The 24661-nt window shown below is 71.4% G+C and carries 21 protein-coding genes and 1 pseudogene; 17 read left to right on the top strand and 5 right to left on the bottom strand.

Annotation, left to right across the window (positions count from 1 at the left end; genetic code table 11):
* The 7 genes and pseudogenes from ACLQ29_RS01265 to ahcY all read left to right on the top strand — a co-directional run.
* Positions 1-234: pseudogene (locus tag ACLQ29_RS01265) on the top strand (hypothetical protein); the annotation flags it as partial.
* Positions 235-303: 69 nt separating this feature from the next.
* Positions 304-1689: a phosphomannomutase/phosphoglucomutase gene (locus tag ACLQ29_RS01260; protein WP_425769823.1), complete on the top strand. Its 1386-nt coding sequence runs from the start codon at positions 304-306 to the stop codon at positions 1687-1689.
* Between the two features lie 60 nt (positions 1690-1749).
* Positions 1750-1935, top strand: a complete 186-nt coding sequence (locus ACLQ29_RS01255) for a Trm112 family protein (RefSeq protein WP_091394023.1) — start codon at positions 1750-1752, stop codon at positions 1933-1935.
* Entirely contained in the window at positions 1932-3131 is a 1200-nt protein-coding gene (locus tag ACLQ29_RS01250; protein ID WP_357557692.1) for an SIS domain-containing protein, read from the top strand. Before ACLQ29_RS01255 ends, ACLQ29_RS01250 begins: the two co-directional genes overlap by 4 nt.
* A gap of 147 nt (positions 3132-3278) precedes the next feature.
* On the top strand, positions 3279-4289 hold the full coding sequence (locus ACLQ29_RS01245; RefSeq protein WP_425769822.1) for a cation diffusion facilitator family transporter: 1011 nt from the start codon (positions 3279-3281) through the stop codon (positions 4287-4289).
* A gap of 3 nt (positions 4290-4292) precedes the next feature.
* A complete protein-coding gene (gene manA / locus ACLQ29_RS01240) occupies positions 4293-5456 on the top strand; it encodes a mannose-6-phosphate isomerase, class I (protein ID WP_425769821.1) in 1164 nt (387 codons plus the stop codon).
* A 279-nt stretch (positions 5457-5735) separates the two neighbouring features.
* Positions 5736-7235 (top strand): adenosylhomocysteinase, encoded by a 1500-nt coding sequence (gene ahcY, locus ACLQ29_RS01235; RefSeq protein WP_425769820.1) that lies wholly within the window; start codon positions 5736-5738, stop codon positions 7233-7235.
* 75 nt (positions 7236-7310) lie between these two features.
* On the opposite strand, the gene ACLQ29_RS01230 is transcribed toward ahcY, so the two are convergent.
* On the bottom strand, positions 7311-7469 hold the full coding sequence (locus tag ACLQ29_RS01230; protein ID WP_357376384.1) for a hypothetical protein: 159 nt from the start codon (positions 7467-7469) through the stop codon (positions 7311-7313).
* Between the two features lie 170 nt (positions 7470-7639).
* On the opposite strand from ACLQ29_RS01230, the gene efeU reads away from it, so the two are divergent.
* The 8 genes from efeU to hpf all read left to right on the top strand — a co-directional run bounded on the left by efeU (position 7640) and on the right by hpf (position 17092).
* Positions 7640-8542: an iron uptake transporter permease EfeU gene (efeU, locus tag ACLQ29_RS01225; RefSeq protein ID WP_425769819.1), complete on the top strand. Its 903-nt coding sequence runs from the start codon at positions 7640-7642 to the stop codon at positions 8540-8542.
* Between the two features lie 23 nt (positions 8543-8565).
* Positions 8566-9699 (top strand): iron uptake system protein EfeO, encoded by a 1134-nt coding sequence (efeO, locus tag ACLQ29_RS01220; protein WP_425769818.1) that lies wholly within the window; start codon positions 8566-8568, stop codon positions 9697-9699.
* A 20-nt stretch (positions 9700-9719) separates the two neighbouring features.
* Positions 9720-10997 carry an iron uptake transporter deferrochelatase/peroxidase subunit gene (efeB, locus tag ACLQ29_RS01215; protein ID WP_425769817.1) on the top strand — a complete coding sequence of 426 codons (1278 nt, stop codon included), beginning with the start codon at positions 9720-9722 and terminating at the stop codon, positions 10995-10997.
* Positions 10998-11225: 228 nt separating this feature from the next.
* A complete protein-coding gene (gene mtrA / locus ACLQ29_RS01210) occupies positions 11226-11915 on the top strand; it encodes an MtrAB system response regulator MtrA (RefSeq protein WP_110564421.1) in 690 nt (229 codons plus the stop codon).
* 12 nt (positions 11916-11927) lie between these two features.
* Complete coding sequence (gene mtrB, locus ACLQ29_RS01205; protein ID WP_425769816.1) at positions 11928-13685, top strand: MtrAB system histidine kinase MtrB; 1758 nt, start codon at positions 11928-11930, stop codon at positions 13683-13685.
* Positions 13682-15496 (top strand): LpqB family beta-propeller domain-containing protein, encoded by a 1815-nt coding sequence (locus ACLQ29_RS01200; protein WP_425769815.1) that lies wholly within the window; start codon positions 13682-13684, stop codon positions 15494-15496. The genes mtrB and ACLQ29_RS01200 overlap by 4 nt, the downstream gene beginning before the upstream one ends.
* Before the next feature lie 12 nt (positions 15497-15508).
* Complete coding sequence (locus tag ACLQ29_RS01195) at positions 15509-16213, top strand: ComF family protein (RefSeq protein ID WP_393366691.1); 705 nt, start codon at positions 15509-15511, stop codon at positions 16211-16213.
* Positions 16214-16456: 243 nt separating this feature from the next.
* Entirely contained in the window at positions 16457-17092 is a 636-nt protein-coding gene (gene hpf / locus ACLQ29_RS01190; RefSeq protein ID WP_393366693.1) for a ribosome hibernation-promoting factor, HPF/YfiA family, read from the top strand.
* Between the two features lie 71 nt (positions 17093-17163).
* Here hpf and ACLQ29_RS01185 read toward each other — a convergent pair whose 3' ends face one another.
* On the bottom strand, positions 17164-18279 hold the full coding sequence (locus tag ACLQ29_RS01185) for a GNAT family N-acetyltransferase (protein WP_425769814.1): 1116 nt from the start codon (positions 18277-18279) through the stop codon (positions 17164-17166).
* A complete protein-coding gene (locus tag ACLQ29_RS01180) occupies positions 18279-19430 on the bottom strand; it encodes a GNAT family N-acetyltransferase (RefSeq protein WP_425769813.1) in 1152 nt (383 codons plus the stop codon). Before ACLQ29_RS01180 ends, ACLQ29_RS01185 begins: the two co-directional genes overlap by 1 nt.
* Before the next feature lie 168 nt (positions 19431-19598).
* On the opposite strand from ACLQ29_RS01180, the gene secA reads away from it, so the two are divergent.
* The gene (gene secA, locus ACLQ29_RS01175) at positions 19599-22526 is read left to right on the top strand and encodes a preprotein translocase subunit SecA (protein WP_425769812.1); all 2928 of its coding nucleotides are present in this window, start codon (positions 19599-19601) and stop codon (positions 22524-22526) included.
* A gap of 210 nt (positions 22527-22736) precedes the next feature.
* Here the strand turns inward: secA and ACLQ29_RS01170 are convergent, their stop codons facing one another.
* Positions 22737-23372, bottom strand: coding sequence for an Rv3235 family protein (locus ACLQ29_RS01170; RefSeq protein ID WP_425769811.1), 636 nt, complete (start codon positions 23370-23372; stop codon positions 22737-22739).
* Between the two features lie 304 nt (positions 23373-23676).
* Positions 23677-23904: a helix-turn-helix domain-containing protein gene (locus tag ACLQ29_RS01165; RefSeq protein ID WP_425769810.1), complete on the bottom strand. Its 228-nt coding sequence runs from the start codon at positions 23902-23904 to the stop codon at positions 23677-23679.
* Positions 23905-24111: 207 nt separating this feature from the next.
* On the opposite strand from ACLQ29_RS01165, the gene ACLQ29_RS01160 reads away from it, so the two are divergent.
* Positions 24112-24621 (top strand): DUF6912 family protein, encoded by a 510-nt coding sequence (locus ACLQ29_RS01160; RefSeq protein ID WP_425769809.1) that lies wholly within the window; start codon positions 24112-24114, stop codon positions 24619-24621.
* The last annotated feature ends 40 nt before the right edge of the window (positions 24622-24661 follow it).

Here is a 24661-nt window from a genome sequence, read left to right as displayed (position 1 = left end):
CCGTACCCGCCTGCCGGTCCGGGCGTCATGCCGACGCACCCCGCTGCCGGTCCGGGTGCCGTGCCGTCCCCGCGCCCGGCCGCCGGTGGCGTCTACGGCGCCCGACCCGCCGCCGGTGCGCCCCCGGAGGCGACGCAGCCGATGCCGGGAGCGCCGGAATCGCGACCGCTGCCCGGGGATCCGCCCCCCGACGATGGCGGGCGCACCGTGATCATGCCCCGGCTCCCCGGCTGAGCGGGGCTCGGCCCGGACCCTCCGTTACGCTCAGGCTCGGTGTCTACCTGCGGCCAAGGAGTGGAACACGTGTCTGATCTGTCCCAGATTGTGAAGGCTTATGACGTCCGAGGGACGGTGCCGGACCAGTGGGACGAAAGGGCCGCCGAGGCGCTGGGAGCCGCGTTCACCCAGCTGCTCAACTCCACGGAGGAGCCGGGCGACGCGGTGGTCGTCGGGTACGACATGCGCGCCACCTCGCCCGGTCTGGCCGCCGCGTTCGCCGCCGGCGTACGGGCCGAGGGCCGCTCCGTTATCGAGATCGGGCTCGCCTCCACCGATCTGCTCTACTTCGCGTCCGGCTCGCTCGATCTGCCCGGGGCGATGTTCACCGCCAGTCACAACCCTGCCCAGTACAACGGCATCAAGATGTGCCGCTCCGGCGCTCGCCCGATCGGCCAGGAGAGCGGTCTGGCGGAGATCCGGGAGCAGGCCCAGGCGCTGCTGGACTCGGGCGAAGCCCGCCCGGCCGGTGCGCCGACCCGGCCGGCGGAGCGGCGTGACCTGCTCCCCGACTATGCCGGCTACCTGCGCAAGCTTGTCGACCTCTCGGGCATCCGGCCGTTGAAGGTCGTCGTCGACGCCGGCAACGGGATGGGTGGCTTCACCGTCCCCACCGTGCTGGGCGACACCGCCCTGTCGCCGCTGCCGTTGGAGATCGTGCCGCTCTACTTCGAGCTGGACGGCACCTTCCCCAATCACGAGGCCAACCCACTGGATCCGGCGAACCTGGTCGACCTCCAGCGCGCGGTGGTGGAGCACGGGGCGGACATCGGGCTGGCCTTCGACGGCGACGCCGACAGGTGCTTCGTGGTGGACGAGCGTGGCGAGCCGGTCTCACCGTCGGCGATCACCGCCCTCGTGGCCGCGCGCGAGTTGGCCAAGCACCCCGGTTCCACGGTGATCCACGGCCTGATCACCTCCAGCGCGGTCGCGGAGATCATTCGCGAGCACGGTGGGAAGCCTGTGGTCGCCCGGGTCGGGCACTCCTTCATCAAGGCGGAGATGGCCCGGACCAATGCCGTCTTCGGCGGCGAGCACTCCGCGCACTACTACTTCCGGGACTTCTGGTTCGCCGACACCGGGATGCTCGCGGCGATGCACACCCTGGCCGCGCTGGGCGAGCAGTCGCTGCCGCTGTCCGTGCTGGCCGGGGAGTACGAGCGGTACATCGCCTCCGGCGAGATCAACTCGACGGTGGCCGACCAGGCGGCGGCGGTGGCCGAGGTGCGGGCCGCGTACCCCGACGCGGTGGCCGACGAGATGGACGGGCTCACCCTGCGCTTCCCCGACGGCGCGTGGTTCAACCTGCGCGCCTCCAACACCGAGCCGCTGCTGCGGCTCAACGTCGAGGCGCCCACCCGCGAGCGGATGGTCTCGCTCCGGGACGACGTGCTCGACCGCGTTCGCCGATAAGATCGCCTGCGCCGGTCGGCACCGCCGCCGGTAAGCCGCACACGTGGAAGGAGCCGTGCCATGGCCCTGGATCCGCAGTTGCTCGAGATTCTCGCCTGTCCGGACACGCACCACGCCCCGCTCACCTACGACGCCGAAGCGCAGACGCTCACCTGCACGGAGTGTGGCCGGATCTTCGAGGTCCGCGACGACGTGCCGGTGCTGCTGCTCGACGAGGCGCGCGGCGGCCCTGGGCAGTCCTCATGATCGACGGTACGGCCGGGGTCAGCGGTCGTCGCGATGCCGACGAGGCCCTGCTCGACAACCCGGAGGCGCTGGCCGAGCACGACCCGGGCGGCATGCTCCGGCACACGGCGTCGGCCGGTGCGCAGGTGCGCGAGAGCGCCGCACTGGCGGCCGAGGCGAACCTGGCGGTCCTCGCCGACGACGGGCGCCCCCGTGCCGTCGTGATCGCCGGCATCGGCACCGCGGGGCGTACCGGGGATGTGTTGGCCACGGTCGCCGGCCCGCGTTGCCCGGTCCCGATCATCGGGCACCGCAGCGCGGGCGTACCCGGCTGGGTGGGCGCGGCGGACGTGGTGATCGCGGTGAGCGCCTCCGGTCGTAGCCCGGAGGCACTCGGTGCCGCCGAGGCGGCGCACCGGCGGGGTGCCCGGCTGGTCGCCGTGGGCGCCCCCGACTCGCAGTTGCAGTCGATCGCCGAGCAGGCCCGGGCGCCGTTCATTCCGGTGCCCCGGCGTGCCCCGGCCCGAGCCAGCCTCTGGGCGCTCACCGTGCCGGTCCTGCTCGCGGCCCGTTCGCTCGGGCTCGTGAAGGTCAACGAGGCGGATCTGGCGGAGACCGCAGCCCGGCTCGACGCGGACGCCGACCGCTGCCGCTCCGCCGCGGAGTCCTTCGTCAACCCGGCGAAGTCACTGGCGCTGGGCCTGGCCGGCTCGATCCCGATCGTCTGGGGTTCGTCCCCGCTGGCCACCGTGGCCGCCCGCCGGTTCGGCGACACCCTGTCGGCAAACGCCCGCTACCCGGTGGTCACCGGGGCGCTCGGCGAGGCCGGGCGAGGTCGCGTCGGGCTGCTCGACGGCGTCTTCGGCGGCCTGGCCGAGGGCGAGCGGGACATCTTCGCCGACCCGGCCGACGACGACGACGGCGAGGGCACCCGGTTGCGGCTGGTGCTGCTGCGCGACGGCGGGCTCAACGCCGAGGACGACACCGACGAGCCGCTGGCCGTAGAGGAGCGCCGTGCGGACGCGGTGCAGACCCTCGCCGAGCGCCGTGGCGTGCGGTGCGACGTGGTGACCGCCGAGGGCGGCTCCGCCCTGGAGCGGCTGGCCTCGCTCATCGCGGTCCCGGATTTCGCCTCGATCTACCTTGCCCTGGCCCACGGGCTGGACCCGATGGCCGTTCCGGCCATCACCGAGATGAAGGAGCTGTCGAACCAGTGAACGACCGTAGGGGGCGGCGCGGCATGCGCGGACCGGTTGGCTTCGTGCGGCGAAGCGGAGCGGTGGCGTGAGCGAGCGCAGCGAGCGAACCAGGTGGCTCAGCAGCGGGGCGTCTCGGGTCGCCACGACGCGAAGCGGAGCGGTGGCATGAGCGCCAACGGTGGGACGAAGGCGATTGTCGCCGCCCTGCTGGCCAACATCGGCATCGCCGTCACCAAGTTCGCAGCGTTCCTGCTGACCGGCTCGTCGTCGATGCTGGCTGAGTCGGTCCACTCGGTCGCCGACTCCGGCAACCAGGGCCTGCTGCTGCTCGGCGGCAAGCGGGCCAAGCGGGCGGCCACCCCGGAACACCCGTTCGGGTACGGCCGGGAGCGCTACATCTACGCGTTCATCGTGTCCATCGTGCTGTTCAGCATCGGTGGCCTGTTCGCGCTCTACGAGGCGTACCACAAGTGGGCGGACCCGCACGGCATCACCAAGTGGCACGCGGTGCCGGTGATCGTGCTGGTGGCGGCGATCATCATGGAGTCGTTCTCCTTCCGGACCGCCATCAAGGAGTCCAACCACGTCCGGGGCAACCAGTCCTGGGTGCGTTTCATCCGCCGCGCCAAGGCGCCGGAGCTGCCGGTCGTGCTCCTGGAGGACTTCGGGGCGCTCGTCGGTCTGGTGTTCGCCCTGTTCGGTGTCGGGATGACGTTGATCACCGGGAACGGTCGGTGGGACGCCGCGGGCACCGCGATGATCGGCATCCTGCTTGTCGTCATCGCCGTCGTGCTGGCCATCGAGACGAAGAGCCTGCTGCTCGGTGAGGGCGCCGAGGCGTCCGAACTGGCCACCATCGAGCGGGCCGTCACCGACGGCCCCGAGGTGGAGCGGATCATCCACATGAAGACGCTCTACCTGGGCCCGGAAGAGCTGATGGTGGCCGCCAAGATCGCCGTTCCGGAGTGGGAGAGCGCCCACGACCTGGCCCGTGGCATCAACGCCGTCGAGGCGCGGATCCGCGCCGCGGTGCCGATCGCCCGGGTGATCTACCTGGAGCCGGACGTCTACAGCGCCGCCGCCGCCGAGGCTGGCACCGGCGCGGCCGCCGGCACCGCCGTGCCGCAGGACGCGTCGGGCGAGGCGGCCGAGGCGACCGGGCGGCCCGGGGGCTGACCTGTGGAGCCACTCTACGGACCGATCCGCGACTACGCCTGGGGCTCCCGCTCGGCCATCGCCCTCCTGCAGGGTCGGGTGGTGCCCAGCGCGGGGCCCGAGGCCGAGCTGTGGTTGGGCGCCCACCCGGGCGCTCCGGCCAACGTGGACCGTGCCGGCCAGCGGGTGAGCCTCTGCGACCTGGTGCGGGACGAGCCGGGGCAGTGGCTCGGTCAGCGGGTGTCCGAGCGGTTCGGCAGTCGACTGCCGTTCCTGCTCAAGGTGCTGGCGGCCGACGCTCCGCTGAGCCTGCAGGCCCACCCGGACGCCGAACAGGCGCGGGCGGGCTACGCGGCGGAGGCCGGGCTTCCCGAGGGGCAGCGCACCTATTCCGACCCGCACCACAAGCCGGAGCTGCTGGTCGCGCTCACTCCGTTCGAGGCACTGTGCGGTTTTCGGGATCCGGCGGAGTCGGCCGAGGCGCTCGCCGCGTTCGGCGTACCGGAGTTGGCGCCTGTGGTCGCCGCGTTGCGGGCCGGGCCGGCGGGGCTGCGCACGGCGGTGCGGACGCTGCTCGGCTGGCCGGTCGCCGAGCGCGACGGGTTGCTGGGTGGCGTTCTGGCGGCCTCTGTCGACAACCCGGACGCGGAGTTGGCCCACCGGCTGGCCAAGGCGTACCCGGCGGATCCGGGCGTGCTTGTGGCGTTGCTGCTGCACCACGTCCGGCTGGTGCCGGGGGAGGCGATCTGGATGCCCGCCGGCAACCTGCACGCCTACCTGAGCGGCTGTGGTGTGGAGATCATGGCGGCCAGCGACAACGTGCTGCGGGGTGGGTTGACCCCGAAGCGGGTGGACGTCGACGAGTTGCTGCGGGTGCTGCGCTTCGAGGTGCTCGACGCGCCGGTGCGAGCCGCGCTGCCGGTGGGCCCGGGTGTGGACTGGTGGCCCGTGCCGGTCGACGATTTCGCGCTGCACCGGGTGCGGGTGGGCGCGACGGTGCCCTCGGTCACGCTGCCGTTGCCCGGCCCTCGGGTGGTGCTCTGCGCCGGTGGCGCGGTCACCGTGGACGACGGCGCCGGTGCGGTGACGCTGGCGTCCGGCGAGGCGGCGATCGGCACCGCGGCCGGTGAGCCGCTGCGGATCTGTGGCGACGGCGAGGCGTACGTGGCGACCTCAGGATTGCGGTGACAGGCGCCCGCCACCGACGACACAAGTCCGACTTTTCCGGAATAGCTTGACGAAGAGTTGCCCGAGTGTGACTCTATGAGTACGCAGCGTTATCGCGACGACGGTCCGAGAACGTGCGGGGAACCAAACCGGGGGGATGCGCGGGGCGGGCGGGACGTGGGCGGGAAAGTCCGTTCACCACCGACCGCCCCGTGCGCTGTCTGCCGACCGTGCCGGACACATGTCCGAGGCGCGCGTAAGGTGGAGGGTCGGCGCAGACATCGTTCGACAGGAGCTTTCATGACCAGCACCCTCCCGGCGTCCCCCAGCGGTACGCCGTCCGAGGCCCGGCCGAGCACCCTCGCCGAAGGCGACTTCAAGGTGGCGGATCTGTCGCTCGCCGAGTTCGGGCGCAAGGAGATCCAGCTCGCCGAGCACGAGATGCCCGGCCTGATGGCGATTCGCCGGGAGTTCGCCGAGGCGCAGCCGCTCGCCGGCGCGCGGGTGACCGGCTCGCTGCACATGACCATCCAGACCGCCGTGCTGATCGAGACGCTCGTCGCCCTCGGCGCGCAGGTGCGCTGGGCGTCCTGCAACATCTTCTCCACCCAGGACCACGCCGCCGCGGCGATCGTCGTCGGCCCGAACGGCACCGCCGACGCCCCCGCCGGCGTCCCGGTCTACGCGTGGAAGGGCGAGACCCTCCCGGAATACTGGTGGTGCACCGAGCAGGTGCTCGCCTGGCCGGACGGGCAGGGCCCCAACATGATCCTCGACGACGGCGGCGACGCCACCCTGCTCGTGCACAGGGGCGCCGAGTTCGAGAAGGCCGGGGCGGTCCCGCCGGTCGAGTCCGCCGACTCCGAGGAGTACGCGGTCATCCTGGAGGTGCTGCACCGCTCGCTCGCCGAGGACGGCCAGCGCTGGACCCGGATCGCCGCCGGCATCAAGGGCGTGACCGAGGAGACCACCACCGGCGTGCACCGGCTCTACGAGATGCACCGCGCGGGCACCCTGCTCTTCCCGGCCATCAACGTCAACGACTCGGTGACCAAGAGCAAGTTCGACAACAAGTACGGCTGCCGGCACTCGCTCATCGACGGCATCAACCGGGCCACCGACGTGCTGATCGGCGGCAAGATGGCAGTGGTGATGGGCTACGGCGACGTGGGCAAGGGGTGCGCCGAGTCGCTGCGCGGCCAGGGCGCCCGGGTCGTGGTGACCGAGGTGGACCCGATCTGCGCGCTGCAGGCCGCGATGGACGGCTACCAGGTCGCCACCCTGGACGACGTTGTCGATCAGGCGGACATCTTCATCACCGCCACCGGTTGCTTCGACGTCATCACCAACGAGCACATGGCCCGGATGAAGCACCAGGCCATCGTCGGCAACATCGGCCACTTCGACAACGAGATCGACATGGCCGGTCTGGCCAAGCGTTCCGACGTCGAGCGGGTCAACATCAAGCCGCAGGTCGACCTGTGGCGCTTCGCCGACGGGCACGCCATCATCGTGCTCTCCGAGGGCCGCCTGCTCAACCTGGGCAACGCGACCGGGCACCCGAGCTTCGTGATGTCGAACTCGTTCGCCAACCAGACGATCGCCCAGATCGAGCTGTTCACCAAGACCGAGGAGTACCCGATCGGCGTCTACGTGCTGCCCAAGCACCTGGACGAGAAGGTGGCCCGGCTGCACCTGGGCGCGCTCGGCGCCAAGCTGAGCACGCTGACCAAGGAGCAGGCCGCGTACCTGGGTGTTTCGACCGAGGGTCCGTTCAAGCCGGATCACTACCGCTACTGATCGACGCTCCGCAACGACCGGGTCGGCTGTTCGCAGCCGGCCCGGTTCGTCGTCTTCCGGCAGGCGTCGGCGGGGTCAGCCCGAGCGGGAGTCGCGGCGGGTGGGGCGGAACCACGTCCAGACGCACCACGCCAGCCACGCAAGTGACACGACAGTGGCAAGCGCCCGCAGTCGCAACGCGCTGAGCAGCAGCACCACAGCCAGCACGGCCAGCCACGGCAGGAATCCCTTCACGGCGGGCATCCTTCCACAGCCGAACGGTGGCATCCCGACGCCGGTCGGACGAGCCGCGAGCGCGGGGCCGAGTGAGCTTGTCGGGAACGACTTGACGAGGCTCCTGGGCAGGGAGCAAGGTATGCCTGCCCTAAGTCAGTTGAGGCGTACCTAACGAACTCGGAGCCCGGATGTTCGCCACCTACCTGATCGGCCTGCGGGAGGGTCTGGAAGCCACCCTGGTGGTCAGCATCCTGGTCGCCTTCCTGGTGAAGTCGCAGCGCCGGGACCGGTTGCCGCAGGTCTGGGCGGGCGTCGGCCTGGCCGTGGCGCTGTCGGTGCTCTTCGGCTGGCTGATCGAGTACACGTCGACCTCGTTGTTCTCCCGCTACGAGGACAGGGAGTTGTTCGAGGCGATCACCTCCGTCGCCGCCGTGGTCTTCGTCACCTGGATGATCTTCTGGATGCGCCGGGCGGCCCGGACCATCGCTGGCGAACTGCGGGGGAAGCTGACCGAGGCGCTCGCCGTCGGCTCGTTCGCGGTCGCCGGCATGGCCTTCCTCGCGGTGATCCGGGAGGGCCTGGAAACCACGCTGATCTTCTACTCGGCCGCCCAGGGTGCGGCCGGTGACAGCGGGCCGCTGCTCGCCTTGATCGGCGGCATCGGCACCGCCGTGGTGCTCGGCGCGCTGCTCTCCGCCAGCGCCCTGCGGATCAACCTCGGCACGTTCTTCACCTGGACCGGCGCGCTGCTGATCCTGGTGGCCGCCGGCATCCTCAAGTACGGCGTACACGACTTCCAGGAGGCCGGTGTCCTGCCCGGCCTGAACGACCTGGCCTTCGACATCACCGGCACGCTCGACCCGACCACCTGGTACGCGGCCCTGCTCGCCGGCATGTTCAACGTGACGCCCGCGCCCACCGTGCTGGAGACGATCGCCTGGATCGGGTACGCCGTGCCGGTCCTTCTGCTCTTCCTGCGGCCGGCCCGCCGCACGCCGGCGCCCGCCCCGAAAACCACAGTCACCGAGCGCGGAGCCGACACCGGCGCCGAGGCCGAGGCCGAGGCGGCAACCACGCCGCAGCGTGCCTGACCCCACGAGGAGAGACAGCTCAGATGCGTACCACCCGATTTTTCGCGCTGGCTGCCGTCGGCGTGCTGGCGACGGCCGGTGTGACCGCCTGCTCCGGCGCCGACAAGGACGCTCCGGCCGCGGCCGGCGGTCCGATCGCGGTCAAGGCGACGGACACCGCCTGTGAGGTCGGCACCACGGACGTGGCTGCCGGCACCGCCACCTTCAAGATCACCAACTCCGGCGCCAAGGTGACCGAGTTCTACGTGTACGCCGACGGTGACCGCGTCATGGGCGAGGTGGAGAACATCGCCCCGGGACTGAGCCGTGAGCTGCACGTGGAGTTGCCGGCCGGCACCTACCAGACGGCCTGCAAGCCCGGGATGAGCGGCAAGGGCATCCGGGGTGCGCTCAAGGTCAACGGGTCGGCGCAGCCGCTCACCGCCGACGCCGCCCTGGCCGGCGCGGCCGAGAACTACAAGCGCTACGTCAAGAGCCAGACCGACGCGCTGCTGGACAAGACCGAGGAGTTCGTCACCGCGGTCAAGGCCGGCGACGTGGCGAAGTCCAAGGCCCTCTACCCGGTCGCCCGCACCTACTGGGAGCGGATCGAGCCGGTGGCCGAGATCTTCGGCGACCTCGACCCCAAGATCGATGGCCGCGAGGAGGTCATCGAGGAGGGGATGGAGTTCACCGGCTTCCACCGGATCGAGAAGGACCTCTGGCAGTCGGGCGACATCAGCAAGGACGGCCCGATCGCCGACCGCCTGTTGGTGGACGTCAAGGAGATCGTGACCAGGGCCAACGCCGAGACGCTCTCCCCGCTCCAGCTCGCCAACGGTGCCAAGGAACTGCTCGACGAGGTGGCCAGCGGCAAGATCACCGGCGAGGAGGACCGCTACTCGCACACCGACCTGTGGGACTTCGCCGCCAACCTCGAGGGTTCCAAGGCCGCCGTGTCCGCCCTCCGCCCGGCCCTGCAGCAGCGCTCGCCGGAGTTGGTCACCCAGTTGGACACCGAGTTCGCGAACGTCGAGGCGCTGCTCGGCAAGCACCGCGACGGCGACGGGTGGAAGCTGCACACCGCACTGAGCAAGGCCGAGCTCAAGGATCTCTCCGACGGGATCAACGCGCTCGCTGAGCCGATCAGCAAGGTCGCCGCAGCCGTCGCCAAGTAACCGGGACGCAGGGGGAGTCGATGAGTGGGAACAGGTTGACCCGGCGGCGAGCGATCACGCTCGCCGGTGCCGGGGTGGCCGGAGTCGCCGGAGTGGCGGCCGGCGCCGGCGCGCTTGTCAACGGCACCCGCGGCCCGGCGGCGGCCAGCGACCACCCGGCCGGGGCGGTGCCGTTCCACGGCGAACACCAGGCCGGCATCGTCACCCCGGCCCAGGACCGGCTGCACTTCGTCGCCTTCGACGTGATCACGAAGGACCGGGCCCGGCTGGTCGAGCTGCTCGAGGAGTGGTCGGCCGCCGCCGCCCGGATGACGGCCGGGCGCGACGCCGGCGTACTCGGGGCGGTCGGCGGGATGCCGGAGGCTCCGCCGGACGACACCGGCGAGGCGCTCGGTCTGCCCCCGTCGCAGCTCACCCTGACGATCGGCTTCGGGCCGACGCTGTTTCGCGACGCCGACGGCCGGGACCGCTTCGGGATCGCCGACAAGCGGCCCGCCGCCCTTGCCGAGCTGCCGAAGTTCCCCGGCGACGCCCTGCAACCGCAGCTCTCCGGCGGTGACCTCTGCGTGCAGGCGTGCGCCAACGATCCGCAGGTCGCGGTGCACGCGATCCGCAACCTGGCCCGCCTCGGCATGGGCGTGGTGAGCGTCCGCTGGTCGCAGCTCGGCTTCGGGCGTACGTCGTCGACCTCCCGTGACCAGGCCACCGCGCGCAACCTGTTCGGGTTCAAGGACGGCACGGCCAACCTCAAGGCCGAGGACACCGAGCTGCTGCGCGACCAGTTGTGGGTGCAGCCGGGTGACGGGCCGGACTGGATGACGGGCGGCTCGTACCTGGTCACCCGCAAGATCCGGATGCTGGTGGAGACCTGGGACCGGACCTCCCTGGCCGAGCAGGAGGAGATCGTCGGCCGGAGCAAGGGCAGCGGCGCACCCCTCGGGCGGACCGGCGAGTTCGACGAGCCGGACTTCGCCGCGCGCGGCGCGGACGGCAAGCCGGTGATCGCCGAGCACGCGCACGTGACGCTGGCCCACCCGAGCCGGAACGACGGCGCCCAACTGCTGCGCCGGGGCTACAACTTCGTCGACGGCTCGGACGGCCTCGGCCGGCTCGACGCGGGCCTCTTCTTCATCGCCTACCAGCGCGATCCGCGCCGCCAGTTCGTGCCGATCCAGACCCAGTTGGCGCGGCACGACGTGCTGAACGAATACCTGCGGCACGTCTCCAGCGGTGTGTTCGCCTGCCCTCCCGGGGTACGCGACGGCGGGGACCACTGGGGGCGCGCCCTCTTCGGCTGACCGGGGTCAGGTTGGCGACAGCGGGACCCGTCCCGGGCCGCGGTGGCGCCGGGCGGCGTCGAAGGGGGATCATGGTGACAGCCTGGGGCGGAGGGCTCATCCCCCCGCCCGGCACCGCAGCACGTGGCGCCGCCGCCGCGGGGTGCGAGGAGCGATTCTTCGGCGGCACACTGCGTTACCGGCGGACGCCGGTCCCACCGAACTGAATGAGGATGCAATATTAATCCCATGAGAGCCCGCGTACTGGTGGTCGACGACGACCCCGCGCTCGCCGAGATGCTCGGCATCGTGTTGCGCAGCGAGGGCTTCCAGCCCTCGTTCGTGGCGGACGGCGAGCGGGCGTTGGCCGCCTTTCGTGACAGCCGTCCCGATATCGTGCTGCTCGACCTGATGCTGCCCGGTATGAGCGGTATCGACGTCGCGCGGTCGATCCGGGCGGAGTCCGGCGTGCCGATCGTCATGCTGACCGCCAAGAGCGACACCGTGGACGTCGTGCTCGGCCTGGAGTCCGGCGCCGACGACTACGTGGTCAAGCCGTTCAAGCCCAAGGAGCTGGTCGCCCGGATGCGGGCCCGCCTGCGCCGGGGCGAGGACGTGGCCCCCGAGATGTTGACCATCGGGCCACCCGACAACCAGATCACCATCGACGTGCCGGCGCACACCGTCAGTCGCAACGACGAGGAGGTGAAGCTGACTCCGCTGGAGTTCGACCTGCTTGTCGCACTCGCCCGCAAGCCGCGTCAGGTCTTCACCCGTGAGGTGCTGCTGGAGCAGGTCTGGGGCTACCGGCACGCGGCCGACACCCGCCTGGTCAACGTGCACGTCCAACGGTTGCGCGCCAAGATCGAACCGGACCCGGAGCGACCGGAAATCATCCTCACCGTGCGGGGCGTGGGATACAAGGCGGGGACCGGATAGCCTGGTCGCACTGTGTCGACCTCGCCGCCCCCGCACTCCCCGAGCACGGCTGCCCGCCGGCCCAGCGCCGGTGGGGAGATCTGGCGCGCGGTGAGCGGCCGGGTCGCCCGGGTGGTGGCCCGCGTGCACCAGACCTGGCGGCGCTCGCTGCAGGTCCGGGTCGTGACCATCACGCTGGTCGCGTCCAGCCTGCTGGTCGGCGGGTTCGCGTTCCTGATCGCCGACAAGATCACCACGATCCTGCTCGACAACGCCCGCAGCGACGTCCGACTGCGGGTGATCAGCGGTGCCAGCTACGCGGCCAAGCAGGTCTCCCTCTACGGTCAGCCGCAGGAGGCGCAGCTCCAGGAGACCATCGACGGCACCGTCAACTACCTGGCCGGCGGCGACCCCCAGCAGACCAGCGGGGTGGTGGTGGCGATCACGGCCGACGGCTACCACAACGACATCCAGACCCGCACCGCGCCGTCGGCCAACGTCCAGGCGCTGATCAGCCCGGAGCTGCGGGCCACGATCGCCGACGGCAAGGTGGCCAGCCAGATCCGCACCGGGCGGCTCACCGGCGAGCCCACCAAATACCTGGTCTACGGCTCGCCGGTGCCCACCCGCTTCGGCCAGATCGAGCTCTACTACCTGGTGCCGTTGACCCGCCAGGACGAAACCGCCGCCGACGCCCGAGCCACGGTCGTGGCCACCGGGGTCGCCCTGGTGATCCTGCTCGGGCTGCTCGCGGCGCTTGTCACCCGGCTGGTCGTCAACCCGGTCCGGGTCGCCGCCCGGACCGCCCAGCGACTCTCCGCCGGCCTGCTCGACCAGCGGATGGTGGTCAACGGCGAGGACGACCTCGCGCTGCTCGCCGCCTCCTTCAACCAGATGGCCACAAACCTGCAACGGCAGATCCTGCGCCTGGAGGAGATGTCCCGACTGCAGCGCCGGTTCACCTCCGACGTCTCGCACGAGCTGCGTACCCCGCTGACCACGGTACGGATGGCCGCTGACCTGATCTTCGCCGAGCGCGACGAGTTCGACCCCGCGGTGGCCCGCAGCGCCGAGCTGCTCCAAGCCGAGTTGGACCGCTTCGAGGAGTTGCTCACCGACCTGTTGGAGATCAGCCGCTTCGACGCGGGCTTCGCCATGCTGGACTCCGAGCCGACCGACCTGGTGCCGGTGGTGCACCGGGTGGTGGACCGGCTGGCTGGCCTGGCCGAGCGGGTGGGCGTACCCATCGAACTCGACCTGCCGGGCACGCCGGTGATCGCCGAGGTCGACCCGCGCCGGGTCGAGCGGGTGTTGCGTAACCTGGTCGGCAACGCCGTCGAGCACGGCGAGGCCCGACCGGTGCTGATCACCCTCGGCGTGGACGAGACCGCGGTGGCGATCACCGTCCGCGACCGTGGCGTGGGGCTCAAGGCGGGCGAGGAGAAGTTGGTGTTCAACAGGTTCTGGCGAGCCGACCCGTCGCGGGCGCGGCAGACCGGGGGCACCGGCCTGGGCCTGTCGATCAGCCTGGAGGACGCCCGGCTGCACGGCGGCTGGCTGGAGGCGTGGGGTGCTCCGGGGCAGGGCGCGCAGTTCCGGCTCACGCTGCCGGCCCGTGCGGGCGACCGGCTGACCACCTCGCCGCTGCGACTGGTGCCGGCCGACGCCGCGCTGCCGTTCGGTGGCCCCCGCGACGGTGGTCCGCTGGCCATCGGGCCCGGCACCGGCGGGGCACTGGCGATCGACCCGGCGCCGACCGGGGACGGACAGCGGGCGGAGGTGCGTTCATGAGACGGTCGACTCGGGTCGCGGCGCTCGGTGTGGTGGTGCTGCTGGGCGGTGGCTGCGGCATCCCGGCGGCGTCCGACGTGCGGGTGGACGGCAAGGGCGGGGCCGCGACGGAGGCCGGTGTGGTCAACGGTCCCGGCAGTGACCCGCCGACGCGAACGGCCAGTGGCAGCGTCAACGAGGCGTTCGTCCGCAACTTCCTGTCCGCCGCCGCCGGGGAGCCGGACCGGGCGTACGAGCGGGTCAAGGCGTTCATCGCCCCGGAGAACAAGTCCCGCCTGCAGGAGAAGAAGGGCAGCGAGGTCGCGCTCAACGTGGTCCGGCTGGGGGACGCGGTCTACACCCTCAACAGCGACTCGACCACCACAGTGAAGATCAGCGTGCAGCAGATCGGCGTGCTGCGGGCCAACGGCACCCTGGCACCGCCGGTGGCGACCGAGACGGAGTACGAGTTCGGGATCCGCAGCGCGGCGTTCAACGGCGGCGTCAACGACGAGCGTGCCGGGTTGTACATCTTCGACCCGCCGAACGTGCTGCTGCTCAGCGACGCCGCCCTTCGTCGCTACTACCAGGACGAGTCGATCTACTTCTGGAGTTCGGACCGCACCCGCCTCGTGCCCGACCAGCGCTACCGGCCGCTCGCGGTGCCGGATGAGCGCCGGGTCAACGAGGTGGTGAAGTGGCTTGTCGGTGGCCCCTCCGACTGGTTGCGCCCGGGTGTCGTCGGGCTGCCCGACCGCACCGAGCTGATCAACAACGCCACCGGCGGCAACGGCCGGTGGGAGGTCAACCTGGACATGTCCGGCGACGACCAGAACGGGATCGACCAGTTGATCACGCAGATCGCCTGGTCGTTGGGCGACCTGCCGGGTGCGCTGGAGCTGAAGATCCGCAACAACTCGCTGCCCGTGCAGGACCTGAGCGAGCGACGCAACTCCGACCAGCTCTACCTCAACGCCGAGAGCCCGCAGCGGTTCGGCGTGTACGAGGGCGCCATCCATCCGCTCGACTTCGGCAGCGAACTCAGCGGCGCCGTGCCGCTGGCGCCCGAGGCCAACCGCAACATCGTCTCCGCCGACCTGGCGGTGGCCAAGGGGCAGCGCATCCTCGCCGCGATGGTGGTCACCGGCAGCAGTGACGGCCGACGCCGCCTCGCGGTGGGCGCGGGTGCCGCGCCGATCTCCGGCCTCAACCGCAGCACGTCCGAATACTCCCTGATGAGCCGTCCGGTCTGGTTGCGTACCGTCGACGGACGGCCCGGCCGTGGCCTGGTCGTCGCCGACGGGCAGCTCTACCGCTTCGACGAGGCCGCGCGGATGTATCAGGTGCCCCTCAACCTGCCCGCCGACGTCACCGCGGTGGCTGCCGCGTTGGACGGCCAGCGGGTCGCGCTGATCGCCGGTGGCCGGCTCTACGTCGCCGCGGTGAACCCGGACGGCGGCGGCGTCTCCATCGGCCCGCCCCGGCAGGTGGCCACCTCGCTGACCGCCCTCACCGCTGTCGACTGGGGCAGCGAGGACCAACTGGTGGTGGCGGGGTCCGTCCGTCAGCCGGCGATCTACGAGATCAGCGTCGACGGCGCGCTGGAGACGCCGCTGCGGACCGACCTCGGCGCCAAGGTCAACCACCTGACCGCCTATCCCACGAATCGCACCGTACGGGTGCCCAGCGGGGCCTACATGTACGAGGCGAACGGGGTGGCCTACCGCAGCAGCCCCTTCGAACGGATCGAGCCCGGCCGCGTACGCGACATCGCCCCGGTCCCGGCCGGTGTCCGGCCGAGCAACCCGTCGGCGCCGTTCTTCCTCTACTGACCCGGTGACCTGGTGACCGGCCTCTGGGCGGACCTCGCCGACCTGGTGTTGCCCGCGACCTGCGCGGGTTGTCGGGAGCGCCGGCCCGGCCTGCGCCACGGCGTCTGTCCGGCCTGTGTGGCGGCTCTGGGCGCGCTGCGCCCAGGGGTGGTCCGTCCGACGCCCGCGCCGCCGGGCCTGCCGTCCTGCGTCGCCCTTGGTCCCTACGCCGGCCCGCTGCGCGAGGCTCTGCTGGCGTACAAGGAACACGGCCGGCACGGTCTGGCCCGTCCACTCGGCGCGCTGCTCGCCGAGGCTGTCGCGGCGGCGGTCGGCGTGGCTCGTCCCGTGGCGCTGGTCCCGGTCCCGGACACGGCGGCGGCGGCCCGATCCCGGTACGGGGACCACCTGGACCGGTTGGCCCGGCACTGCGCGGCCCGGCTCGACCAGGGCGGCTGGACGGCGCGTGTGCATCGGCCGCTGCGGGCGCTGCCCCGGCCCGACTCGCTCAGCCTGGACAGCGCCGGACGCGCGGCTGCGGCCGAGGCCGCTTTCCGACCGCGCGCCACGGCGAGCCGGGGTCGTGCCGCCGGCGCGGCACCGGTCGTGGTGCTGCTCGACGACATCGTCACCACAGGCGTGACCCTGGCCGCCGCGACCCGGGTGCTGAGCGCCACCGGATGGGTGCCGAGTGTCGCCGTGGTGCTCGCGGCGACCCAAAAGAGACACCACTTGTAACAGAGTGTGTTTCCGTTTCACCCATTGGTGTATGAGCTGCGAAAAATCCTGGGCAGTCTCGGCAACTAGGGGTGACTGCCGGGCGAACAGGAGTTAGCGTTTCGCTGTCGGGGGTAGGAGGTCGTTCCACCACCCTCGGCGGCGAGAGGAGGCGTAGCCGTACCAGCCGGTCGACGCCAGCGGGTCCCCCACGGCGCGCGACCGGGTTGCCGGATCGAAGACCATCCGAACAAGGGAGGTCACGTGGACATCGTGGTCAAGGGCCGAAACGTCGAAGTGCCGGACCATTACCGGGTACACGTAGCCGAGAAACTCGCAAAGATCGAACGCTACGATCACAAACTGATTCGCGTCGATGTCGAGCTGTTCCACGAGCGCAATCCGCGCCAGGCCGAGCACTGCCAGCGGGTGGAGATCACCTGCGTTTCCAGGGGCCCGGTGATGCGGGCCGAGGCCTGCACGAACGACTTCTACAGCGCACTCGACGCGGCCATCGCGAAACTCGACACCCGGCTGCGTCGTGCGGCCGACCGCCGCCGCGTACACCGGGGTCGGCACGCGCCGATCTCCGTCGCCGAGGCCACCGCGGGCCTGCCGGTCGCCGACCTGGGCACCAGCGTGCTGAGCGCGCCGCTCGACGGTGCCCGCGCCGGCACCGCCGTCGCGGAGCGGGTCGAGGAAGAGCACGACGACCAGCCGTGGCACATCGCCCGGGAGAAGGTGCACCCGGCGGAGCCGATGACCATCGACGACGCGCTGTTCGAGATGGAACTGGTCGGCCACGACTTCTACCTGTTCCAGGACAAGGAGTCCGGCCGGCCGAGCGTCGTCTACCGCCGGCACGCGTACGACTACGGCATCATCTCCCTCGACACCTGACCACCAGCCGACCCGCGATCACGGGGTTGTGGTGGGCGTTCCCACCACAACCCCGTGATCCTCGCCTGTTGTCAGCGCCGCCGGTCGGCCGCGAGCAGCGCGAAGGTCAGGTCGTCCAGGCGAGTGCCGGCCAACCCGGGCAGCCGGCCGCGCTGCAGCGCCTCGCGCTGGAACCCGACCCGCTCCAACACGCGGTGCGACGCGGTGTTGTCCGGCACCGTGCCGGCGGTCAGCCGGGCGATCCCCACCGGCCCGAACGCCCAGGCCGCCAGCAGTTGGACCGCCCGGGTCGCGTACCCCCGGCCCCGCCAGTCGGGCAGCAACGCGTAGCCGACCGACGCCTCGCCGGCCGCCACGTCGGTGTACGACAGCCCGCAGCTGCCCACCGGCTCCCCGCTGGCCACGTCCGTGATCAGTAGTCGGGCGATGTCTCCGGTCAGCCACCCGCTCTCCGCGAGACGACACCGTCGCCCGATCGACTCCCGCGTCGGCGGCACGGGCGGCGCCTGGTTCGCCACCACCTCGGGTCGGCTGTGCAGCCGGTACATCAGGTCGGCGTCGTCCGGCGCGAGCCGGCGCAGACTCACCACCTGGTCGCTGAGCACCCCGTCGGGCAGGTCGGGCAGCAGCCGGGCGACCGGTCCGGGTGGGTCGTCGGCGAGGCGTACCCAGGCCAGCAGGTCGTGCCGACTCCCCGCGCGGCCCGACCCGGCCGACCGGCGCGAACCCTCGTGGCGGAAACCGGCGGCCAGCGCGACCCGCTGGCTCGGGCCGTTCTCCGGTTCGGTCAGCAGCTCCAGCCGAGCGGTGCCGGTGGCGAACGCGTGCTCGCTCAGCGCGCGGGTGGCCGCGGCGGCCAGTCCGCGCCCACGCGCCGCCGGCCGCAGCCAGTAGCCGATCTCGGCCTGGCCCCGCGCGGGCACCGGGTTGTTCAGCCCCACCGCGCCGAGCAGCCGGTCGGTGGCCGGGTCCGCGACGGCGTACGCCGCGCCGCCGCCGGTCCAGGCCGCCGGGGCCCCGACGTCGATCCACCACCGGGCGTCGGTCCGGGTGTACGGCGTGGGCAGGTTCGAGACGAACCGTTGGGTAAGCGGGTCCGCGCAGCCGTCGACCACGTCGGCGGCGTCCTCGGCCCGAAAGGGACGCAGCCGTACGCCGTGCGCCTCGACGACCTGCCGCGGTGTCATCAGCCCAGGTCCCTGGCGAGCAGCGCGGCCACCCAGGCGTCGACCCGTTCGCCCCGGTGCTGCACCCCGCCGCGGGCGGTCCCCTCGAACGTGAAGCCCGCCTTCTCGGCGACCCGCCGGGAGGCGGTGTTTCCCACGTTCGCCTTCCACTCGATCCGGGCCAGGCCCAGCGTGGTGCAGCCCCAGGTGCTGACCGCGACGAGCGCGGCCGGTAGGTACCCCCGGCCACGGACCGCCGGGGCGGTCATGAAGCCGACGTCGGCCAGCAGGGCGTCGCTGGGGGAGAGCCGCAGGTCGATCGTGCCCGCGTACCTGTCGTCCGGGTCGGCGACCACGAAGCAGGCGGCCTCGCCCCGAGCCCAGGCGCTCTCGGCGTAGACCCGGAACCCCTGAGCGTCGGCATGTTCGTAGGGGTCCGGCACGGTCGTCCAGCGAACGGTCTCCGGGTCCCGGCAGGTCTGTACGACGGCGTCCAGGTCCTGCTCCTCCATCGGCCGGATCCGCAGCTCAACGGCCCCGGCGGTAGCGAACAGGGTGGGCTGTGGGCGGCCGAAGACCGCGGCACGCCGGGCGGCGAGGGTGCCGGGACCGGCCGGCCCGGTCTCCCCGGGGGCGGGCACCTCGCCGGGCAGCAGCGAGCCGATCCAGCCGTCCGCGTCGGACCGCGTCGCCGGGTTGGCCAGCCGCAGCCGGCCGTCGATCCGGAATCCGGCCCGGAGCGCGACCAACCGGGAGGCGTGGTTGCCCACCTCGGCCTGCCAGATCAGCCGGCGCAGCCCGAGGGTGTCGAAGGACCAGCGGGCAACCGCCCGGATGGCCCGGACCGTCACGCCCCGGCCGCGCGCCCAGGGGGCGGTCCAGTAACCGATCTCGCCGGTGCCGTCCCGTTCGATGGAGACCAGCCCGCACGAGCCGAGCAGCTCACCTGTCGCCGGGTCGCAGACCGCGAACGGCGCTCCGGTGCCCTCCGCCCAGGCCGTCCCGCTCTTCTCGGTGACGAAGCCGAGGGCGTGTTCGGGCCGGTAGGGGCGTGGCACAGTTGTCCAGTACTGAATGTCCGGATCCTGGCACGCCCGGTGTACCGCGTCGGCGTCGGTGCCGCGCCAGGGTCGCAGCAGCACGCCGTCCTCGATGATCTCCACGGGCTTCACCCGAGCATCGTGCCGCACCGTTCGCCGACGGCGTAACCGGATAACGTTCGAGAGGTGCGCAGGACGCGAGTTATGTCGGGTTCGGCGGAGTCGACCACCGCCACCAGTGACCATCGCGCCGATGGAGCGCCTACGATGGTTCGAGACTGTCTAGGGGAGCGTTGATCCGTGTCGATTCTGGAAAAGGTCCTTAACGCGGGCGAGGGCCGCATGGTGCGCCGGCTCAAGGCCATCGCCAATGCCGTCACCTCGATCGAGGACGACTACGTCAACCTCACCGACGAGGAGCTGGCCGGCATGACCGAGCAGTTCCGCGAGCGGCTCGCCGACGGGGAGACCCTCGACGACCTGCTGCCGGAGGCGTTCGCGGTGGCCCGCGAGGCGGCCGCCCGGGTGCTCGGCCAGCGGCCGTACGACGTCCAGGTGATGGGCGGCGCGGCGCTGCACTTCGGCAACATCGCCGAGATGAAGACCGGTGAGGGCAAGACGCTGACCTCGGTCATGGCCGTCTACCTCAACGCGCTGTCCGGCAAGGGCGTGCACGTGATCACGGTCAACGACTACCTCGCCCAGCGTGACGCGGCGTGGATGGGTCGGGTGCACGAGTTCCTCGGGCTGACCGTCGGCGTGGTGCTGCCCAACCGGCCGGCCACCGAGCACAAGGCCGCCTACGAGTGCGACATCACCTACGGCACCAACAACGAGTTCGGCTTCGACTACCTGCGCGACAACATGGCGTGGTCGAAGGATGAGCTGGTGCAGCGCGGCCACAACTTCGCCGTGGTCGACGAGGTCGACTCCATCCTGATCGACGAGGCCCGCACCCCGCTGATCATCTCCGGCCCGGCCGAGCACTCGGCCCGCTGGTACGGCGAGTTCGCCGGAGTGGTGGCCCGGCTCCAGCCCGGCACCGACGGCGAGGGCGACTACGAGGTCGACCACTCCAAGCGCACCATCGCGGTGACCGAGCGGGGTGTCGCCAAGGTCGAGGACCGGCTCGGCATCGACAACCTGTACGAGTCGGTGAACACGCCGCTGGTCGGCTACCTCAACAACGCCATCAAGGCCAAGGAGCTCTACAAGCGCGACAAGGACTACATCGTCAGCGACGGTGAGGTCCTGATCGTCGACGAGTTCACCGGTCGCATCCTGCACGGCCGTCGCTACAACGAGGGCATGCACCAGGCGATCGAGGCCAAGGAGGGGGTGGAGATCAAGCAGGAGAACCAGACTCTTGCCACCATCACCCTGCAGAACTACTTCCGCCTCTACGAGAAGCTGTCCGGGATGACCGGTACGGCGCAGACCGAGGCGAGCGAGTTCAACAAGGTCTACAAGGTCGGCGTCGTGACGATCCCGACCCACCGTCCGATGGTCCGCGAGGACCGGCCGGACGTGATCTACAAGACCGAGAAGGCCAAGTTCAACGCCGTCATCGAGGACATCGCCGAGCGGCACCACCTGGGTCAGCCGGTGCTTGTCGGCACCGTCTCGGTGGAAAACTCCGAGATCCTCTCCCAGTTGCTGCGCCGCCGGGGCATCCCGCACAACGTGCTGAACGCCAAGTTCCACGCGCGGGAGGCCGAGATCGTCGCCCAGGCCGGGCGTAAGGGCGCGGTCACCGTGGCCACGAACATGGCCGGCCGCGGCACCGACATCCTGCTCGGCGGCAACGCCGAGTTCCTCGCCGCGAACGAGCTGCGCCAGCGCGGGCTCGACCCGCTGGAAAACGAGGAGGAGTACGCCAAGGCGATGGAGGAGGTCCTGCCCACGTGGAAGCAGGCCTGCGACGCCGAGGCGGACGAGGTCTCTGCCGCCGGTGGCCTCTACGTGCTGGGCACCGAGCGGCACGAGTCCCGGCGGATCGACAACCAGCTGCGCGGTCGCGCCGGCCGGCAGGGTGACCCGGGCGAGTCCCGTTTCTACCTGTCCCTGCAGGACGAGCTGATGCGGCGGTTCCGGGCCGGGGCGGTCGAGGCGGTGATGGAGCGCTTCAACATCCCGGAGGACGTGCCCATCGAGTCGAAGATGGTCACCCGGCAGATCAAGAGCGCCCAGGCTCAGATCGAGGGCCAGAACGCCGAGATCCGCAAGAACGTGCTGAAGTACGACGAGGTGCTCAACAAGCAGCGCCAGGTCGTCTACGCCGAGCGGCTCCGGGTGCTCAACGGCGAGGACCTCTCCGACCAGGTGCGCAACATGATCGACGACACCGTCGAGGCGTACGTGCGGGGGGCCACCTCCGAGGGCTACGGCGAGGACTGGGATCTCGAGCAGCTCTGGTCCAGCCTGAAGCAGCTCTACCCGGTCGGCATGACGATCGAGGAGCTGGAGGAGGAGGCCGGCGGCTCGCGGGCCGGCATGGACGCCGACTTCCTCGTCGCCCGCCTCAAGGACGACGCCAACGCCGCGTACGACAGGCGCGAGGAAGACCTCGGCACCGAGGGGGTACGTCAGCTCGAGCGGATGGTGCTGCTCCAGGTCATCGACCGCAAGTGGCGCGAGCACCTCTACGAGATGGACTACCTCCAGGAGGGCATCAACCTCCGGGCGTACGCCCAGCGCGACCCGGTGGTGGAATACCAGCGCGAGGGCTTCGACATGTTCGCCACCATGATGGAGGGCATCAAGGAGGAGACTGTCGGCTTCCTCTACAACATCGACGTCCAGGTGACCGAACCGGAGCCGGAGGCGGGGGCCGACGAGGTCGCGCTTCTCGACAAGCCGGTCGAGATCCGGGCCAAGGGCCTCAACCAGGCGCCGCGGCGGCAGGGCCTGCAATACTCCGCGCCCACCATCGACGGTGAGGCGAGCCCGGGCGCTCCCGTCATCGAGCAGGCCGAGCAGCAGGCCCCGGCACTCGGTGTGGGCCGACCGGCCCCGGGCGCTCCGGCGGCACCGGGCCGGACCGCCCCGTCCGCCCCGCAGCGTCCGGCCGCCGGGCTCCGCGGCCCGGCCGTTCCGTCGGCCGCCTCCCGTCGGCCGGCAGCGAACCAGGCGGAGGCGAGCAACGGCCCGTCCCGCAACGCGCCGTGCCCGTGTGGCTCGGGCCGCAAGTACAAGCGCTGCCACGGTGCCCCCAACGGCGGCAACTGACCGCCCGACAGCACCTGACCGACACGGGTCCCGGCCGAACAGGCCGGGACCCGTTCGGCGTCCCCGCCCCTCCTCGATGGGGGCGCGGGATGTGGGGTCTCGCGGCGCTGGGGTCCGCGCGGTCGGGGGGTCGCGTGGCGAGGGGGTCTCGCGGCGCGGGGTCGCGTGGTGTGGAGTTGCGCGGCGTGGGGGTCGCGCGATCGGCTGTGGTCAGAGGATGTGCAGGGCCGTGCAGAGCCAGCGGCCCCGGCGATGCTCCAGCCGGAGTGCCATCGCCCAGCTCCGACCGCCCGCACCGGTGAGGACGGCCGCTGCCTCCACCGCCGCTTCCCGGGGCTCGCAGACACGCAGCCGGAGCAGCCGGGCCAACGGCCGGCCGGCTCGGCGGCGAGGTGACCCGGCCCGCCCGGAGGTGCGGACCGACTCGGTGAGCAAATCACCCGCTCGGGCCAACTCGGTCAGCAGATCATCTGCTCGGACCGGGTCGAGCAGTGCCCGTACCTGCGCCGGCGAACGGTAGCCGTTGATCACTTCGAGGCAACTGCCGACGAACCGATGGGCGGCTCGGGTGGCTTCCGGGGCGGTCGCCGGCGGTGCCGGCGTGACCGGGTGGGTGGTGGACCGGCTGGGCGCGGCGCGGAGGGCGGCCCGGCGTTGTGCTGGCCGGATCGGGTCTGGGCGGGTCGGGTCTGGGCGGGTCGAGGCGAACAGGTCGAGGGCGAGCTGACCGTGGGTCGGCGCCGGCCAGTATGACCCGTCGATCTCGTCGACGTATGGCGGGTCGACGGGCGGGACGGGGCGCAGCCGCACGGCTGGCCGGGAGGGTCCCTGTCGCGCCTGGCTCATCCTGCCCCCTTGATCCTGCGTTTGCCTTCGTTTGCCTCCGACACCGTCGAGTCTGGACGACAGAGCGGCATCGGTCAATGGCTGGCGGAGCAACCCGCCCGTCGCGCAGCCTGATCCACTCGGTTATGCCAATAACGCGGTGTCCAAGCCGCCGCGTCACCCCCAGTTCCGTGATTCGGAGTTGATCACGCGAAGTGGTGGGGTGGATGGCCCGACTATCGCGAGGGCGAGTCGACCTGGCTGGGGCTGGGGCGGCGGGGGTTGTGCTGCGCCGAGGGCGGGTGGTGCCGGGTTGGGGTACCCGCTACTCCGGCTCGCGGTCAACCAGGGGGTTGCTCTGCACCCAGTCGGCGGTTTCCTGATATTTGCGAGTTATGTACTCTTCCAGGCGCTTGCGCTCGACGCGCCACTGACCTCGTCCACCAATCTTGATCGCCGGCAGTTCACCGCTGCGCACCATGTGGTAGACCTGCGAGTCCGACACGTTCAGCTCGGTGGCGACGTCGGAGAGCAGCAGGAACCGTGGCTCCACAGGAACTCCCGGGGTTGAGGTCGTTTGGCTTAGTTTGCCACCGACAGCCCAGACGGCCCAGCAACTGGCCGGTCCGACGGGAGGTCGGACACACCGGGCGGGAGCTTCCGCCGGCCGGAGTCGGGGTGTATGACGGTCACGGCGTGCGGAATGATCTGCGCCCGTGCCGGCGGACGTCGGCGCGGGACGAGGCGGGGGAGACGACCGGTGACCGATGAACGTGTCCGGGTGTACGTGCCGGCGACCGTACCGATGCTGGCCCGACTGCGCGCGGAAGGGCTTGTCGCCGAGCAGGTGCACGCGGTGACCCCGGCGCTGCGCGAGTGGTACGCCGAGGGTGACGAGGAGGAGTTGGAGTACGTCGCGTTCACCCGGGCCGCCCAGGAGTCGCTGCACCTGCTCCGGGCCGACCCGACCGCTCCCCGCCGGCGCGTCGTCGTCTCGGTCGACCTGCCGGCGAGCGCGGTCGGGCGGGGCGACGGTGAGTTGGGTTCCAGCACCGTGACGTTGGCCGAGGCCGTGCCGGTGGGTGCCGTCGCGGCCCTGCACGTGGACGGCGCGGACGCGGTCGAGGAGGTCGCCGCGGCGGCCGAGGTGGTGGCCGAGGCGGCCGCCGGCGATCCCGACGCCCAGTTCACCGTCGACGGCGCGGAGGACCACGAACTGGAGTGGTACGACGTGACGGAGCTGGACCTGCTGCTACACGCGGCCGGCTGAGCCGGCCGCCAGGACGCCTGCCGCCGCGCCGAACGCCGGC

This window comes from Micromonospora sp. DT228 (assembly GCF_049841595.1).
In the GTDB taxonomy this organism is placed as follows: Bacteria; Actinomycetota; Actinomycetes; order Mycobacteriales; family Micromonosporaceae; genus Micromonospora.
The sequence above is the reverse complement of the archived record's forward strand: the minus strand, read 5'-3'. Positions and strand labels throughout refer to the sequence as shown.

Coding starts and splice junctions, on each gene's coding strand:
- ACLQ29_RS01250 (WP_357557692.1), top strand. CDS start 1,932: ATGATCGACGGTACGGCCGGGGTCAGCGGTCGTCGCGATGCCGACGAG.
- ACLQ29_RS01200 (WP_425769815.1), top strand. CDS start 13,682: ATGAGACGGTCGACTCGGGTCGCGGCGCTCGGTGTGGTGGTGCTGCTG.
- efeU (WP_425769819.1), top strand. CDS start 7,640: ATGTTCGCCACCTACCTGATCGGCCTGCGGGAGGGTCTGGAAGCCACC.
- mtrA (WP_110564421.1), top strand. CDS start 11,226: ATGAGAGCCCGCGTACTGGTGGTCGACGACGACCCCGCGCTCGCCGAG.
- ACLQ29_RS01185 (WP_425769814.1), bottom strand. CDS start 18,279: ATGACACCGCGGCAGGTCGTCGAGGCGCACGGCGTACGGCTGCGTCCC.
- ACLQ29_RS01170 (WP_425769811.1), bottom strand. CDS start 23,372: ATGAGCCAGGCGCGACAGGGACCCTCCCGGCCAGCCGTGCGGCTGCGC.
- ACLQ29_RS01245 (WP_425769822.1), top strand. CDS start 3,279: ATGAGCGCCAACGGTGGGACGAAGGCGATTGTCGCCGCCCTGCTGGCC.
- efeB (WP_425769817.1), top strand. CDS start 9,720: ATGAGTGGGAACAGGTTGACCCGGCGGCGAGCGATCACGCTCGCCGGT.
- ACLQ29_RS01255 (WP_091394023.1), top strand. CDS start 1,750: ATGGCCCTGGATCCGCAGTTGCTCGAGATTCTCGCCTGTCCGGACACG.
- ahcY (WP_425769820.1), top strand. CDS start 5,736: ATGACCAGCACCCTCCCGGCGTCCCCCAGCGGTACGCCGTCCGAGGCC.
- efeO (WP_425769818.1), top strand. CDS start 8,566: ATGCGTACCACCCGATTTTTCGCGCTGGCTGCCGTCGGCGTGCTGGCG.